Origin of the sequence: Nostoc sp. NZL, from assembly GCF_015714705.1 — a bacterium.
GTDB lineage: Bacteria > Cyanobacteriota > Cyanobacteriia > Cyanobacteriales > Nostocaceae > Nostoc > Nostoc foliaceum_A.
This window is the reverse complement of record NZ_WBKL01000176.1, coordinates 1-15,314: the sequence shown is the minus strand read 5'-3', so window position 1 is coordinate 15,314 and position 15,314 is coordinate 1. Positions and strand designations below refer to the sequence as shown.

Sequence of the window (15,314 nt, the reverse complement as noted above, 5' to 3'; positions counted from 1 at the left end):
CTACGGCACACTGTGTGAAAGCCTTAATTTTTACTGTGTTATAGTATAAATCATGCTATTTGGATTATTTCAGTATACGTGAAACTGCTGTAATGCTTATACAGCCTATATTTTAAGGATAAATATCATTAAAATATAGTTAGTAAAATTTACTAAAATTTAGTAACCACCATAAAAGCACCGGAAGAACCGATAATTATTGAGATTCAGCTTACTTATATTTTGGTTATGACTGCTGCCATCCCCGTTTTAAATTTGCGTAGTTGTTTCATCCCATAACTCCTTAATTTCTGTCTTAATAAATAATTTACTCCTACAGATAGATGTCTTTTTATTATCTATAAATATAGATTTTATCAAAAGAGCACGTATCAAAAACAACTAAATTTTTATTTATAAAATTTAAGTAGGAAAACCGTACTTATCTGATAGGTTTTCTGTACCATATATCTAAGTTTAGCTGGATACAATCAAGATGTAGCTTAATTAATGCTGTTTTCTAGAAAATTTATACAGCATTAGCAGGAGAGCGAAAATATGGGAAATCAAGTGAAAACGGCTGCTTTGCTAGCTGCATTAAGTGGTCTTTTGATCGCAATTAGTTACTGGATAATAGGCGGTACTAGTGGCTTGATAATAGGGATAGGTTTAGCAGCAGTAACAAACCTGTTTTCGTGGTATCAATCAGATAAAATTGCGCTGGCAGTATACCGGGCCCAGCCTGTGAGTGAAAGGGAAGCACCAGGACTTTATCGGATGGTGCAGAAATTGAGCGATCGCGCGAACATTCCCATGCCCAAAGTTTACATTGTTCCAAGCCAAGGTGCTAACGCCTTTGCTACAGGGCGCGATCCAGAACACGCTGCTGTGGCTGTCACTGAAGGCATTTTGAATATATTGCCAGAGGATGAACTAGAAGGCGTTATCGCCCACGAACTCACCCACATTATTAATCGTGACACCCTTACACAAGCCGTTGCTGCTACTGTTGCCGGTGCTATCTCATTCCTAGCCCAAATGGTGAGTTACAGCTTATGGTTTGGCGGTGGTTCACGAGATGGTAACAGAGGTGCAAATCCTTTGGGTGTTTTATTAACAGTAATGCTTGCGCCATTGGCTGCGACGATTATTCAGCTAGCAATTTCGCGTACACGAGAATTCTCTGCTGATGCAGGTTCAGCTAGATTAACTGGTAATCCCCGCGCCTTAGCCAGGGCATTACAACGCTTGGAAGCCTCAGCAAGGCAGATGCCTTTAAATGCCAATCCAGCTTATGAGCCGTTATTAATTATCAATTCTATCTCTGGACAGTTTATGGGTAACTTGTTCTCGAGTCACCCTGCTACAGAGGCGCGAGTTGCAGCATTGATGAAACTAGAGCAACAACTGCCAACAACAGCTTATTAAGCCTATCCGAATGAGTAATAATTATTAGTAGAGGGTGCAGTTTTCATCCGAAAGTAAGCTTTGCAATTAAGGATGTTTGAACGATGACTGCTAACAATATCGAATCCTTTGAAACCACAGTAATTGAATCTACCGAATCCATAGTAATTGTAGAAATCAGTTCTGAAACAGACGAATTAGTGGAAACCGAAATGGTTGGTGAAACTGATGAGGTGAAGCGCGAAACCAAAGCGCTCATTGAAGCGTTAAAAAGACGCGCTCAAGCTGAGGCTGATTCAGCAGGTACTCTCACCCGTGAAACCTATTTGAAAGTTGTGCGTCAAGCACGGGAATTAATTGAAGGGAGGAAGCTGATGGAACGCGATCGCCTTCGCCTAGAAAACTCTTGGGCGATAATTCAGGATGAAGCTGAGAGAAACTGGCACTTAATGATGAAAGACTTAGTAGACTTCAGCTTTCGCCTGCAAAAGGCGGCTATTGCTGCTTGGGAAACCTTCAATCACCCTTACTCTCGTTAGTTCGACGAACCTCTCTCTGTCTTGAATTAAAGTTCAAGTCTGTCCCTTTCCGACTCGGAGAGGGACAGGTTTTGCGTACTAAAACCTCTTAGTGGTCTTTTTATATAATTTTCTGTCACGGATAAGATAAAGGAGTAACATAGCTCCTCACGCAAGTAGCAATGACTTCAACCCTACGGAAACTTCCTCGTCTTAATACCCCAACCCTGCATCAGTTGCCCAATGGTTTGACAATCATAGCGGAGCAGATGCCAGTTGAAGCTGTAAACCTCAACTTATGGATTAAAGTTGGTTCAGCCGTAGAATCTGATGCCATTAACGGCATGGCTCACTTTTTAGAGCATATGATTTTTAAGGGAACAGAACGACTGGCTAGCGGTGAGTTTGAACGTCGAATTGAAGAACGGGGTGCTGTTACCAATGCCGCTACTAGCCAAGACTATACTCATTACTATATAACCACTGCCCCCAAAGATTTTGCCGAGCTTGCTCCACTACAAATAGATGTAGTATCAAATGCTAGTATTCCTGATGATGCTTTTGAACGTGAGCGATTAGTAGTTTTAGAAGAAATTAGGCGTTCAGAGGATAATCCCCAACGGCGTACATTTCGACGAGCAATGGAGACAGCCTTTGATGAACTACCTTATCGCCGTGCGGTATTGGGGCCAGAATCGGTGATTGCCGAACTTAAACCCCAGCAGATGCGTGATTTTCATACTAGTTGGTATCAACCCCAGTCAATTACTGCTGTAGCTGTGGGCAATTTGCCTGTGGAAGAATTAATTGCGATCATTGCTGAAGGATTTACAAAAGCTCATCAAACTCAGTACTCACCACTTCCTACTCACGACTCCCCCCTAAATCCTGAGTCACCATTTACAGAAATTGTCCGTCGAGAATTTATAGATGAAAGTCTCCAGCAAGCTAGGCTAATTATGGTTTGGCGGGTTCCAGGAATGGTTCAGTTAGATCGCACCTATGGACTGGATGTTTTAGCCGGAATTTTGGGACACGGACGGACATCAAGGCTGGTGAGGGATTTAAGAGAAGAACGGGGATTGGTTTCTTCAATTTCTGTGAGCAACATGAGCAATCAGCTGCAAGGGATATTTTATATTTCAGCTAAATGTGCAGTAGAAAATTTAGCACAAGTAGAGGATGCGATCGCTCAACACATTCGCAAAGTCCAAACCGAGTTAGTCACAGAATCAGAAATTGCCCGTGTGCGGCGGCGAGTAGCGAACAGATTTATTTTTGGCAATGAAACACCAAGCGATCGCACTGGGTTGTATGGTTACTATCATTCCTTGGTGGGAGATTTAGAACCCGCCTTTAACTACCCAGATCATATTCAGAGCCAAAATGCAACTGACTTGATGCAAGCAGCCAAAGAGTATCTTTCTCCAGATGCTTATGGTGTAGTTGTCGTTAAGCCGTAAAGTGAAGAAGGCAGAAGGCAGGAGGCAGAAGGCAGAAGGTTGGAAAGAGGAGAGGAATTTTCCCCCTGCTCCCTGCTTCCTGCTCCCTGCTCCCCCTGCTCCCTCATCCCCAATTTAACAATGTGGACTCAAATCGATGCTCAAATTAGCCAGGTGACTGGCGAAAAATTTCAGAGTCAGCAACGGCGATCGGTTGGTGGCGGGTGCATCAACCAAGGTTATGCTATCTCCAATGGTGAAATAACCTACTTCGTCAAGCTTAACCAACCATCCCAAGCTGCGATGTTTGAGGCTGAGGCAATGGGTTTAAAGGAAATGCTAGCCACAGCTAGTATTCGCGTCCCAAATCCTATTTGCTGGGGTGTAGCTGAGAATTCTAGCTACATCGTGCTGGAATGGTTAGAACTTGCTAGCGGTAACAGCAATTCGTGGGAAGAGATGGGGCGCAAGTTGGCGGCGATGCATAAAGCTAGCAGTAGCAAAGGTTTTGGTTGGAAAATTAACAATACCATTGGTTCTACGCCCCAAATCAATACTTGGGCAGCAGACTGGGCAGAATTTTATATTAAACATCGCCTGGGTTATCAATTTCAGTTGGCAAGGCGACGGGGAGGAAATTTCCCCTCTTCAGAAAAATTACTAGCTGCCATCCCTGAACTATTGGCGCATCAGGTGCAACCTTCTTTAGTACATGGCGATTTATGGGGTGGAAATGCTGGGTGTACTAACTCAGGAGAACCCGTGATTTTTGATCCAGCAACTTATTTTGGCGATCGCGAAGTTGATATTGCCATGACAGAATTGTTTGGTGGATTCCCCGCAGCTTTTTACAAAGGTTACAACGAAGTTTTTCCTTTAAATGCAGGCTATGAGCAGAGAAAAACACTCTATAACCTATATCACATTTTGAATCACTTCAATTTATTTGGCGGCGGTTATGCTTCCCAGGCGAACCGGATGATTGACCAAATTTTGCGCTAGCTACAACTTTGCGTACCTCTGCGCTTCCCTTTGCGCGACGGCAGTCGCTACAACGGGGGGAACCCCCGCAACGCGCTGCCTCCCCTCTGCGTTTAAATTTCACCCCTCAATTCCCCACCATTTGACTCACCATCACCGCCAAAGCCAACATCCCCAAAATCGTCATTAATCCCGCCGGCATAAACTTGCGTGTTTTAGCTAGCCTAAATGCAAAGACGACTACTAAAACAGCAGTAACTATCAGTGCTAAAATCGAACCCCAGGCTTGCCCTTGGAGTTGAAAGTAAGCGGCAAGTATTAATAATAAACCACTAATGCTCCCACTTAGGAGCGAAACCTTACTTGTAGCCTGAATGTAGCCAATAATGCCACCAACGATCGCTAATATGCCGTAGGCAAAAGCAGCAATTATACTTAAATTCATTGTTAAAACCTATGTAGATTTTGACTTTACTGCCAAGGTCAGCAGACAATTTACCATAGCTATTTAGCTATACCACACAGTTAATTGATGGAAATCAAGCGATACCAATGGCAAGTTCTTCCTCATATACAAAGGTTCAATATCTCCAACGCCAAGCAGCGTCACTTTTACTGTACCAGTCTGTTCTCCAAAGCGAAGTGGGGATGGCATTTCTGGAACTGTTGCAAGCTATACGTTACACTGATGCCGATGCACGGGGTTCTCTCCAAGCCTACGGCAGTTACTTCCACGCTTTGGCTGCTAGAAATGAAAATTGGGAAGACTATTTAATTACTCAACTTCTCTTGTCTAAGAATCCTTTTACAAAGCTGGCTGAAGTGCAAGAATTTGATGATTTGCCTCCAGCTTTAATAGCAGCAGTTCGCCATGATTTACAAATATTGCAAAGTCTCTATGAATGTAGCAGCGCTTCTTTGAGTGAGTGGATACAAGGCGTAGCTCACATGCCGATTTCACCAGTAGTGTGGTATAAAGAGCAAGAATTGCTAGGAGGAGAGACAAAGTTCGCTACGTATCTACAACAGTTAGACAATTGGGGTGATGCTGTAGAAGAATTAGCAGCTTATTATCGAAAATGTGGCTCTGGTCTATTTGCAGAGTATCGCGCTTTGCGCTGGCAAGGTGGGCAGTTTATCGGTATTCGGTATTCTGACCCAATTAAGCTGAGTGCGCTTGTAGGTTATGAGTCTCAAAAAGATGCTTTGCTGAAAAATACAGAGTTTTTATTATCAGGAGAGATGGCACTACATGTATTACTTTACGGTAGCCGGGGTTCTGGCAAATCTTCTTTGGTGAAATCTTTGTTGAATGAATATAGTAATCGCAGCCTCCGCTTATTAGAAGTGGCAAAAGCTGATTTAAAAGACCTACCAGAAATTGTGGAACATTTACGGGGAGTATCACAAAAATTTATCATCTTTGTCGATGATCTTTCCTTTGAAGAAGATGATGATGCCTTTAAAGCGCTCAAGGTAGTTTTAGAAGGTAATTTAACTGCGCGGCCGCAAAATGTAGTTGTATATGCTACTTCCAATCGCCGCCACCTGATTCGGGAGTTTTTTGTGGATAGACCTACGCCCAAAGATAACGAGGAAATTCATGCCTGGGATACGATGCAGGAGAAACTTTCGTTTAGCGATCGCTTTGGTTTAACCTTGACTTTTGAACCAGCCGATCAGAAAACTTATTTAAAGATTGTACAGCATCTAACCGACCAAGCTGAAATTAATATTACCCAAGAAGATTTAGAATTTCAAGCATTACAATGGGCAACTCGCCATAATGGTCGTTCTGGACGTACAGCACGGCAGTTTGTTGATTTTTTAAAAGCAGATTTAAAACTATTTAATGTAAATAAGGATACATCAAAAACTTCAAATTAAAATTAGTTCATTAATGATTGCACTTTTTTGTTACTTACAGAACAATGTTATGCACCAATAATCACAATTAACGATTTTAGAACTACTATGATACCAACTTTCGAAAAAATGTCTTGTTTCAACAAATATAGCAATGGATTGCAAACCGCTTTTATTAAGTATTTCTCTATGTGTATTTTAATGACGAATTACGAATTACGTTAGCGTTCGCGCAGCGTCTCGTAGAGAAGCAGGGCGTAGCCCATTACGAATTAGTATGAGAGTTACTTCTTCTGATAATTTCAATCCGCTAAAAACCAGCAATATGCAATCAGTAATGATCAGCAATCGATTTATATTAGGCATAGTTGCCTTTAGTGTGAGTTTTGGACTTAGCCTCGTCCCAAACTGGGATTTTAATAAAGCCTTTCTCACAGGTTTAATCACTGCCGTTACTATCTATGCAGCAGCATTATTCGTAGATAAGCGACGCAGAAATTATGAAATGTTTATTTTAGGTTCTCTCCGCAAGCGAATTAAAGAAATGGAGGGATTGAAAGCTCGCGTTGTCAGAGAAATAAACCAAATCGAAGAACATCATAATTTATTATATGCAGAGTCACAACAACTGCAAAATCAAGTCACAGAAAGCCGTAATCAAAGGGATAGTTTACATCGAGAATTAAGAACATTTGCTGGACAAAAAAAACAGTTAGAAACCGAAATCGGTAGCCTGCAAACTGAAATTAATAACTTGCAGAAAAATCAAGCAGAATTGAACAACGCTTTTTCTGTCCTGACAGCAGAAAAGCGCCGTCTAGAGTCAAATTGTAATGTATCTCGCAGTGAAATCACCCATTTGCAAAGTCAAATTTCGGAACTTCAGCAGGAGAAACAAGAAATTGAAAGCAATTTAACTCTTTTAGGCAGACTCAAACCCCAATTAGAAGAAAAACTCTACGAATTGAGAATTGCAATTCAAGAGTTAGAAGTTGAGACAACCCAAAAAAATCAATTGCTAGTAGCGACAAAAACCGAAAGAGAAAATATCCAAGCTATCCTAAATGCTTCACAAACTCAACTCGCAGAACAAAAAGCCGAATTACAGCAGTTGCAAGGGCAAATTTCATTGTTGCAAGAAGAACGAGATTCATTGCAAAATCAAGTATGGGAATTACTTCAACAAATAGAAACATTCAATCCAGAACCTTTGTCTGATAATTCCCAAGAAAATGATAATGAGTTGTTTCCTTTTTCTGAAATAATGGAAACTACAGAAATCAGAGACACTTCGGAAGTTGATATATCAGATAATCTACCTGAAGAATGGACTAATTTTTTAGAAAATCTCCCAGTATACGAACTAGAAGTATTAAAAGCTATAGTCAAAGAAGATAATCCCAAGGCTGCTATTAAAAAAATTGCCGAAGCAAATATCACTATGCCGAATTTATTAATCGATTCTATAAATGAACGAGCAAATGATACTATTGGTGAATTAATAATTGATTCAAATTCTGAAAGCCCAGAAGTTTATCATGAGTATATGACGCATGTCAAAAAAATGATTTCAGTGTATGAAGACCTCATGGCTAGACATGCTTCATCAAATTAAATTATTATTGCCGTCGTAAGATTAGTAGTAAGGTGAATATCTACCTTACCTACTTGCTGCGTGTTTCTGCGTTTACAATAAAGTGAAGTGTAATACATGGCAAAGCTCAAAATCTCGAAAAAAATTTCCACTGCTTTAATCAATTCCCTTGGTGCGGGGGTAGTACCAAGAGTGGGAGTTGAATATATAGCAGTAGGTCGAGAAAAAGAACTAAAAAGCCTATTACAAAATCTTGATGATATGGCAGAAGGTGTAGCAGCATTTCGCTTCATAATTGGTAACTACGGTTCCGGTAAAAGTTTTTTATTACAACTAATTCGCAACCGCGCTATGGAGCAAGGTTTTGTAGTAGCTGATGCTGATTTATCCTCTGAACGTCGATTAGCTGGAAGCAACAATGAAGGTGTAGCCACCTATCGAGAATTAATGAGCCACCTAGCTACAAAAACTCGTCCTGATGGTGGTGCTTTAGTCTCTATTTTAGAAGGATGGATTAATAAAATTCAACAAGAAGTTGTTAAAGAAACTGAAATGCGTCCCAATGACGATGGTTTTGATGACAAAGTTGAATCAAAAATTAGGGAAGTAGTTCAGTATATTGAAGATTTAGTTCACGGTTTTGATTTTGGTAGCGTGATTATTGCTTATTGGCGTGGCTACCGAATGGATGATGATAATTTAAAAAATGCAGCGATGCGCTGGTTACGGGGAGAATTTACTACTAAAGTTGAGGCTAAAGCAGCTTTAGGAGTGCGCGTTATCATTGATGATGATAGTTGGTATGACTATATAAAACTGTTTGCAAAGTTTGTTGCTGAGATTGGCTATAAAGGACTATTAATTTTAGTTGATGAAGCCGTACATTTATATCAAATATCTACTACAGTCACGCGGGAAAAGAACTATAATAGACTACTAGCAATGTTTAACGATACCATGCAATGTAAAGCAGAACATCTTGGTATTGTTGTTGGTGGAACAACTAAATTTTTAGAAGACCCCAAACGGGGACTTTTTGCAGACCAAGCTTGGCAAAGACGCACAAAAGAAAGCCGTTTTGCTGCACAAGCTAATGTTCAGGAACACTTAGGGCCAGTCATTCGGCTAAATCCGTTGAGTGAAGCAGAAATATTGACGCTTCTGCAACGTTTAGCTGAGATTCATGCACTCAATTTTGGGTATGAACAGACTTTGACAAATCGTGAGTTGAAGGAGTTTGTGCAAGAAATTATTAATCGCTTGGGTGCAGAAGCATTACTGACACCAGGGGAAATTGTGCGGGATTTTATGAGTGTGCTGAATATTCTTCACCAAAATCCAGAAATTGCGTTTGGTGAATTAATTCATGGCTCTAAATTTAAACCTACTGCTGTGGGTAAGGATGCAGATGTGGATGAGGATGGCGCAGCAGAATTTAGCTTGTGATATTATCATTAATGAAGTATGCCAAAACTAGCATATTGTAAAAGATGAGTCCTTTATTAAAGCTAGTCGAGTGGGTTGGAAGCTCGCTTGATGATTTGAGAGAGTTTCCAGAAGAAGTTCAACAAATGATGGGTTATGCTCTGTACTTGGCTCAGTGTGGTGAGAAGCATGATTCAGTAAAACCCCTCAAAGGATTTAAGGGTGCTGGGGTATTGGAAGTTGTAGAAGACTTTGATGGTGACACTTATAGAGCTGTTTATACAGTTAAACTTGAAGACGTTATTTATGTTTTACATTCTTTTCAAAAGAAATCCAAACACGGTATTACTACACCAAAACAAGACATCGAATTAATTAAAGCAAGGCTGAAGCGGGCAAAAGAACATCACGCACAAAACTATAGCCGGAAACAAAAGGAAGAGAAAAATGACTGAAGAAATCAGTGTACAAAAAAGTAGCGGCAATGTGTTTGCAGATTTAGGTTTAGCGAACCCTGATGAACTACTTGTCAAAGCAGAACTTGCACGTCAAATCAGTGAAATCATCGCTAAACAAAAGATGAATCAAGTTGAAGCGGCGGCACTATTGGGAGTCGATCAACCTAAGATTTCTGCTTTAATAAGGGGAAAACTATCAGGTTTTTCAACAGAGCGACTGTTCCGATTTCTAAATGCTTTAGGTTGTGATGTAGAAATAGTGGTGAAGTTGAAACCAAAATCTCAAACACAGGCTCAAACAAAAGTTTGTAGTTATGTATTAGAAAACTGAAAAATGCTTACTTACAGCATAGACAGAAGAGATTTTATTTCACTTATCTGCCTGTCAATTACATTAAAATGATTATCAAGCATTTTTAGTATTCTCAATAGCTTGTCTGAATCCATGTAATTCGGAAACAAATCCAAAATTAATATAATTAGTTCGATGTGGTGCATACTAACAGCATACTTTTTACATATTCTAGTATAATATCAATCATTTAAAGCATAAGATATCAGTATTTAAACGTATCTCAGACAATAGAAAACTTTTTTACGCGATCGCACCAACAAAATCATTCACTAGTACTCTCTGGAAACAAACGACTCAAGTCTAATAATGCATCTTCAAATCCAGGAATCGCCACTGACTGATTAGATAAATAAATCTGCTTGCTGAGATAGCTAAACTTACTTTGAGCATTTTGATATGGCTGGCTATGACGCTCAAGTTGACGAGCCGGCAAATTCACAATCCAGTAATCATAAATTCCGGCTTCTGCATACAAAGACAACTTGGTTATTTGGTCGTAATCTATTGTTTTATCCGAAATTTCAATAACCAACAAAATATCTTCGGGATACGGATGATGAGCAAGATAATCTTCATCTCTTCCTCGTGCAATGACAACATCCGGCTCAGGTTCACTCTGATTAGGAAGGATGATGGGATCTTGTCCACGGATGACTGCTCTATCACCTAAAAGCCGATCCAATTGACGGCATAGGATAGAACTACAAACTGTATGAGGCGTTCCCTTTGCTCTCATTTGAATCAGTTCCCCTCGAATCAATTCAATACGATCGCCCTCTGTGAGAAATCCGAGTTCAATCAATTGATGGTATTCTGCGATCGTAAATCGCTTAGGCGTCACAACATTCATGAGACATCTTTCCAATAGTACTTGTACACTAGCAAAGATAAAACTGACTGCGTTGTTTACCGCCGCAGGCTTTCCAATGCCTCAAATTGCTGCCAACAAAGGTATAATGCACGCGGTACGTGAAAACATCCTTTCCATTTGCCGCCTTTAAGGTTCAACAATACTTCTCCACGGCGATTGAGGTAGCCAAACCACTCACCGTATTCTGCATCAGTAAAGTGTGACCAGGTGTAATCGTGCATTTTTTGATACCATTCCCAACACACCTCACGCCCCGTCAAGCGATAGCCCATTGCTAATGCAACCAAAGATTCTAAGTGAACCCACCACAGCTTTTGATCCCATTCCAATTGTTGTGGAGGATGACCATCTGCATCCATAAAGTAATACAATCCGCCGTACTCGCTATCCCAAGCAAAATTTAGGATATTTAGCACCACATCAACGGCTTGGTTAATAGTTTTGGTGTCGTTTTTCCGACGCGCGATGTCCATGATGAACCACATCGCTTCGATACCGTGACCTGGATTAATCAGCCGTCCCTCAAAACAATCTATGTGGGAACCGTCAGGGGCAACGTTTTCGTACATTAGCCCCCGTTCTTGGTCGAGAAAATCGGTCATCACTTCGCGGACAGTCTCAGCTAAGACATTCTCTAGGGTTTTCTTTGGCAGCAACCATTCCATTTCTAGAGTCAGGTTGGCTAAAATCATCGGTACAGCCAACGATTTCATCGGGCGTGTGCCGGGATAGGTTTTATTATATTTGCCCTTCGGGTTGTCCTTGCGGCGTAATACGTTGTTATAAGCTTGCATCGCCACATCCTTTGCCCATTCTTCGCCGCCAGCGAGTGCATATTTACTAAATGCCATTGCTGCAAAGCAATCAGAGAATATATTGTAAGGCTGAACTAGTGGTTTTCCTTCACGAGTGAGGGCAAAGTACCAGTTACCATCGCTATCTCTGCCATGTTGGGCGAGAAAATTAGCGCCGTTGCTGGCAATTTTCAGCCAATTCTCGCGCTTTTCTAGCTGGTTGTAAAGCATGGAAAAAGTCCACACCTGGCGGTTTTGCAACCAGATGAATTTGTCTGTATCATAAATTTTGCCGTAGCGATCAAGACAGGTAAAATAACCGCCTTGCTCCCAATCGAGAGAATATTTTTCCCAAAATGGAAGGACATTGTTGAGGAGAGCGTTTTTGTAAAGTTCAGCGTAGGCGTAGCCCGCCGGAGGCATCGCTTGAAAATCCTGCTCCATAAATTTCCTTCCCTTTTGCGCTAAAACTAACAGCTTAACAGTTATCACATTTTGGCTCGAATAGGGAGCGTAGGCGTAGCCCGTCGTAGACATCGCGTCGGTCTTTTACAAGATTTAGTCAGCAGCAGTTATACTTCTATCTTGTATCTTGCAGCATTCTCAATAACTGTAGAGTATTTTTTTAGATATGAGGTTGTTATGAGTCACATTGAACGAGTTGCGATCGTTGGAGGAAATCACGGTAATGAGTTAACAGGAGTACATTTAGTCAAAAAGTTTCAGCAGTATCCTAATTTAATCAACAGAGTAAGTTTTGAAACTCTGGCATTACTTGGCAATATCAAAGCTATTGAAGAAGGCAAACGATACATTGACAAAGATTTAAATCGTTGCTTCACCAATCAAGGTTTACAAAATCCCCAACTTTTAAGTTATGAAGATACGCGGGCAAAAGCAATTCAACAGATACTACAACCGCAAAATCAGCCTTTTGTGGACGTAATTGTTGATTTGCACAGCACAACTGCAAACATGGGGTTAAGTCTGATATTTTGTGATATGCATCCTTTCTTACTTCGGTTAGGCGCTTATTTAAGTTCTATCAATCCGATGGTAAAGATTTTTGTTAATCAACAATCTAGAGAAGGTGGTTTTCTCCGTTCTTTGTGTGAATTGGGTTTTGTTATAGAAGTTGGTGCTGTAGCTCAGAATATTTTAAACGCCGAATTATTTCAGAAAACAGAACAGCTTATTTATGCAATTTTGGATTATTTTGAAGGGTATAATCAAGGTAATCTTCCGCAGATAGACAGCAAGCTTACACTCTATCAATATATTGAGACTATTGATTATCCGAGAAGCAATGCCTACGGTGGGCTGCGCCTACGCGGTGAAATTCAAGCCATGATTCATCCCCAGCTTCAGTTTAGGGATTATGAACCTTTGAATCCAGGCGATCCAATGTTTCTGACTTTTGCAGGAAAAGATATTTTCTATGAGGGAGAATCTACTGTTTATCCTGTTTTTATTAATGAAGCAGCTTACTACGAGAAAGGAATTGCAATGTATTTAGCTCAAAAACAGCAAGAGGTAGTTTAATTTATTCGCTCTTTTAACCACTCTTGTAGAGAGACACGATATATCGCGTCTCTACCCTTACTCCCTACTCATTAAATAAATCTAAGTCTGTGACAGCACCAACACTGCTAGAGGAAACTAACTTAGCATATTTAGCTAAGATGCCTTTTGTATAACGGGGTGGACGGGGTTGCCATTTGGCGCGGCGACTGGCTAATTCTGCATCGTCTATGTTTATTTGTAACAAGCGAGAATTAGCATCAATAGTGATGCTATCACCTTCTTCGACCAGAGCGATCGCACCACCAACGGCGGCTTCGGGAGCAACGTGTCCGACTACCATCCCGTAAGTACCGCCTGAAAAGCGTCCATCAGTAATTAATCCGACTGCATCACCTAAACCTGCACCAATAAGTGCTGAGGTGGGAGCCAACATTTCCCGCATACCAGGGCCGCCAATCGGTCCTTCGTAACGGACGATAATTACATCACCGGCTTTAATCTTACCTGCAAGGATGGCATCTAAGCATTCTTCCTCAGAATCAAATACCCGTGCAGCACCAGTAATACTGGGATTTTTTACCCCGGTAATTTTTGCGACTGCTCCCTCTGTAGCGAGATTCCCTTTCAGGATGGCTAAGTGACCTTGGGCATACATCGGGTTATTCCAAGGACGAATCACATCTTGATTGGTGGGTGGTTCATCGGGGATATCTGCTAAAATTTCGGCGATGGTTTTACCTGTGATGGTGATACAGTCACCGTGAAGTAACCCATGTACCAATAGCATTTTCATCACTTGGGGAATACCACCAGCTTGATGTAAGTCTGTGGCAACATATCTACCACTGGGTTTTAAATCACATAAAACAGGGACACGATCGCGGATAGTTTCAAAATCATCTAGATTAAGTTCTACACCAGCTGCATGAGCGATCGCCAGAAAATGTAACACAGCGTTAGTTGAACCACCCACAGCCATAATTACAGAAATAGCATTTTCTATAGATTTACGGGTGATAATTTGTCGAGGTAACAGTTGATTGCGAATTGCTTCTACTAATACCTTGGCTGATTCTTCGGTGCTATCAGCTTTTTCCTCATCTTCTGCCGCCATTGTGGAAGAATAGGGTAAACTCATACCCATCGCTTCAAAGGCTGAGGACATAGTATTAGCTGTGAACATCCCGCCACAAGAACCCGCACCAGGACAAGCACGGCGTTCTACTTCCATCAGTTCGGTATGGTCAATTTTTTGGGCACTGTATTCACCCACAGCCTCAAAGGAACTCACAACAGTCAAGTCACGACCCTGGTAGTGTCTGGCTTTAATTGTCCCACCGTAAACAAAGATAGCCGGGATATTCATCCGTGCCATTGCAATCATTGCCCCTGGCATATTTTTATCACAGCCACCGATGGCAATCACACCATCCATACTCTGACCATTACAGGCTGTTTCAATGGAGTCAGCAATCACTTCTCGTGACACTAGGGAATATTTCATCCCCTCAGTTCCCATCGAAATCCCATCGCTAATAGTAATTGTGCCGAACATTTGCGGCATTGCCCCAGCTAGTTTTATTCCAGCTTCAGCGATGAGTGCTAGTTTATTAATCCCCATGTTACAGGGAGTGATGGTGCTGTAGGCATTAGCCACACCCACAATTGCTTTGTTAAAGTCTTCATCCTGAAAACCTACTGCACGCAGCATAGCCCGATTTGGCGATCGCTGCACTCCTTGTGTGACAACTTTACTTCTAAAATTCTCTGACGAAATTGTTTTTTCACCCATTGCTCTGGCCTCGCTCAAATCTTTGTACGAGTATGATACGTAGACTTTTTTAAGATGTCCAATATATATTTATTTAAAATTGAGACTTATAACATATCAAAAATATGGAACTACGACACCTGCGCTACTTTATTGCTGTAGCTGAGGAACTGGAGTTTAGACTAAAAGCGATAGGAGAGAACGCAAATCAAAAGAAATTAGAGGTTAAAAATATTATCTTGTCAGCCTTAAAGCATCCTGACCTTTAACAATTATTGTGTAGTATACCTATTCAGAAAACAATACAATAATGATAATCATAAAAAGGG

14 protein-coding genes are annotated in these 15,314 nt (G+C 41.0%); 10 read left to right on the top strand and 4 right to left on the bottom strand.

Translation table 11 applies throughout. The features are described from left to right. Positions 1-537 precede the first annotated feature (537 nt). The 4 genes from F8R90_RS26765 to F8R90_RS26750 all read left to right on the top strand — a co-directional run bounded on the left by F8R90_RS26765 (position 538) and on the right by F8R90_RS26750 (position 4,348). Positions 538-1,407, top strand: a complete 870-nt coding sequence (locus F8R90_RS26765; protein WP_196513200.1) for a zinc metalloprotease HtpX — start codon at positions 538-540, stop codon at positions 1,405-1,407. Positions 1,408-1,490: 83 nt separating this feature from the next. Next, on the top strand, positions 1,491-1,925 hold the full coding sequence (locus F8R90_RS26760) for a hypothetical protein (protein WP_190894827.1): 435 nt from the start codon (positions 1,491-1,493) through the stop codon (positions 1,923-1,925). 161 nt (positions 1,926-2,086) lie between these two features. After that, entirely contained in the window at positions 2,087-3,367 is a 1,281-nt protein-coding gene (locus tag F8R90_RS26755; RefSeq protein WP_196513199.1) for a M16 family metallopeptidase, read from the top strand. 120 nt (positions 3,368-3,487) lie between these two features. Continuing rightward, the gene (locus tag F8R90_RS26750; RefSeq protein ID WP_196513198.1) at positions 3,488-4,348 is read left to right on the top strand and encodes a fructosamine kinase family protein; all 861 of its coding nucleotides are present in this window, start codon (positions 3,488-3,490) and stop codon (positions 4,346-4,348) included. A 106-nt stretch (positions 4,349-4,454) separates the two neighbouring features. Here F8R90_RS26750 and F8R90_RS26745 read toward each other — a convergent pair whose 3' ends face one another. Next, a complete protein-coding gene (locus F8R90_RS26745) occupies positions 4,455-4,772 on the bottom strand; it encodes a TMEM14 family protein (RefSeq protein WP_196513197.1) in 318 nt (105 codons plus the stop codon). Between the two features lie 107 nt (positions 4,773-4,879). On the opposite strand from F8R90_RS26745, the gene F8R90_RS26740 reads away from it, so the two are divergent. The 5 genes from F8R90_RS26740 (at position 4,880) to F8R90_RS26720 (ending at position 10,001) form a co-directional block, all read left to right on the top strand. Continuing rightward, positions 4,880-6,214 carry an ATP-binding protein gene (locus F8R90_RS26740; protein WP_196513196.1) on the top strand — a complete coding sequence of 445 codons (1,335 nt, stop codon included), beginning with the start codon at positions 4,880-4,882 and terminating at the stop codon, positions 6,212-6,214. Between the two features lie 304 nt (positions 6,215-6,518). Beyond that, complete coding sequence (locus F8R90_RS26735; RefSeq protein WP_196513195.1) at positions 6,519-7,808, top strand: tellurite resistance TerB C-terminal domain-containing protein; 1,290 nt, start codon at positions 6,519-6,521, stop codon at positions 7,806-7,808. A 96-nt stretch (positions 7,809-7,904) separates the two neighbouring features. Continuing rightward, positions 7,905-9,233, top strand: coding sequence for an ATP-binding protein (locus F8R90_RS26730; protein WP_196513194.1), 1,329 nt, complete (start codon positions 7,905-7,907; stop codon positions 9,231-9,233). A gap of 44 nt (positions 9,234-9,277) precedes the next feature. Next, the gene (locus F8R90_RS26725) at positions 9,278-9,667 is read left to right on the top strand and encodes a type II toxin-antitoxin system RelE/ParE family toxin (RefSeq protein ID WP_196513193.1); all 390 of its coding nucleotides are present in this window, start codon (positions 9,278-9,280) and stop codon (positions 9,665-9,667) included. Next, the gene (locus F8R90_RS26720; RefSeq protein WP_196513192.1) at positions 9,660-10,001 is read left to right on the top strand and encodes a helix-turn-helix domain-containing protein; all 342 of its coding nucleotides are present in this window, start codon (positions 9,660-9,662) and stop codon (positions 9,999-10,001) included. The genes F8R90_RS26725 and F8R90_RS26720 overlap by 8 nt, the downstream gene beginning before the upstream one ends. 286 nt (positions 10,002-10,287) lie before the next feature. On the opposite strand, the gene F8R90_RS26715 is transcribed toward F8R90_RS26720, so the two are convergent. Together F8R90_RS26715 and F8R90_RS26710 are read right to left on the bottom strand one after the other, a co-directional pair. Beyond that, positions 10,288-10,875 carry a Uma2 family endonuclease gene (locus tag F8R90_RS26715; RefSeq protein WP_196513191.1) on the bottom strand — a complete coding sequence of 196 codons (588 nt, stop codon included), beginning with the start codon at positions 10,873-10,875 and terminating at the stop codon, positions 10,288-10,290. A gap of 56 nt (positions 10,876-10,931) precedes the next feature. Beyond that, positions 10,932-12,134: an AGE family epimerase/isomerase gene (locus F8R90_RS26710; RefSeq protein WP_196513190.1), complete on the bottom strand. Its 1,203-nt coding sequence runs from the start codon at positions 12,132-12,134 to the stop codon at positions 10,932-10,934. A 198-nt stretch (positions 12,135-12,332) separates the two neighbouring features. Here F8R90_RS26710 and F8R90_RS26705 point away from each other — a divergent pair, with 198 nt between their 5' ends. Then, the gene (locus F8R90_RS26705; RefSeq protein WP_196513189.1) at positions 12,333-13,232 is read left to right on the top strand and encodes an aspartoacylase; all 900 of its coding nucleotides are present in this window, start codon (positions 12,333-12,335) and stop codon (positions 13,230-13,232) included. Between the two features lie 64 nt (positions 13,233-13,296). On the opposite strand, the gene ilvD is transcribed toward F8R90_RS26705, so the two are convergent. Continuing rightward, positions 13,297-15,006 (bottom strand): dihydroxy-acid dehydratase, encoded by a 1,710-nt coding sequence (gene ilvD / locus F8R90_RS26700; protein ID WP_196513188.1) that lies wholly within the window; start codon positions 15,004-15,006, stop codon positions 13,297-13,299. Positions 15,007-15,314: the final 308 nt, after the last annotated feature.

Excerpts from the sequence above, each read along its gene's own strand:
- F8R90_RS26720 (WP_196513192.1), top strand. The coding sequence starts at position 9,660 with ATGACTGAAGAAATCAGTGTACAAAAAAGTAGCGGCAATGTGTTTGCA.
- F8R90_RS26735 (WP_196513195.1), top strand. The coding sequence starts at position 6,519 with ATGCAATCAGTAATGATCAGCAATCGATTTATATTAGGCATAGTTGCC.
- F8R90_RS26725 (WP_196513193.1), top strand. The coding sequence starts at position 9,278 with ATGAGTCCTTTATTAAAGCTAGTCGAGTGGGTTGGAAGCTCGCTTGAT.
- F8R90_RS26750 (WP_196513198.1), top strand. The coding sequence starts at position 3,488 with ATGTGGACTCAAATCGATGCTCAAATTAGCCAGGTGACTGGCGAAAAA.
- F8R90_RS26710 (WP_196513190.1), bottom strand. The coding sequence starts at position 12,134 with ATGGAGCAGGATTTTCAAGCGATGCCTCCGGCGGGCTACGCCTACGCT.
- F8R90_RS26740 (WP_196513196.1), top strand. The coding sequence starts at position 4,880 with ATGGCAAGTTCTTCCTCATATACAAAGGTTCAATATCTCCAACGCCAA.
- F8R90_RS26765 (WP_196513200.1), top strand. The coding sequence starts at position 538 with ATGGGAAATCAAGTGAAAACGGCTGCTTTGCTAGCTGCATTAAGTGGT.
- ilvD (WP_196513188.1), bottom strand. The coding sequence starts at position 15,006 with ATGGGTGAAAAAACAATTTCGTCAGAGAATTTTAGAAGTAAAGTTGTC.
- F8R90_RS26745 (WP_196513197.1), bottom strand. The coding sequence starts at position 4,772 with ATGAATTTAAGTATAATTGCTGCTTTTGCCTACGGCATATTAGCGATC.
- F8R90_RS26715 (WP_196513191.1), bottom strand. The coding sequence starts at position 10,875 with ATGAATGTTGTGACGCCTAAGCGATTTACGATCGCAGAATACCATCAA.
- F8R90_RS26755 (WP_196513199.1), top strand. The coding sequence starts at position 2,087 with ATGACTTCAACCCTACGGAAACTTCCTCGTCTTAATACCCCAACCCTG.
- F8R90_RS26705 (WP_196513189.1), top strand. The coding sequence starts at position 12,333 with ATGAGTCACATTGAACGAGTTGCGATCGTTGGAGGAAATCACGGTAAT.
- F8R90_RS26730 (WP_196513194.1), top strand. The coding sequence starts at position 7,905 with ATGGCAAAGCTCAAAATCTCGAAAAAAATTTCCACTGCTTTAATCAAT.
- F8R90_RS26760 (WP_190894827.1), top strand. The coding sequence starts at position 1,491 with ATGACTGCTAACAATATCGAATCCTTTGAAACCACAGTAATTGAATCT.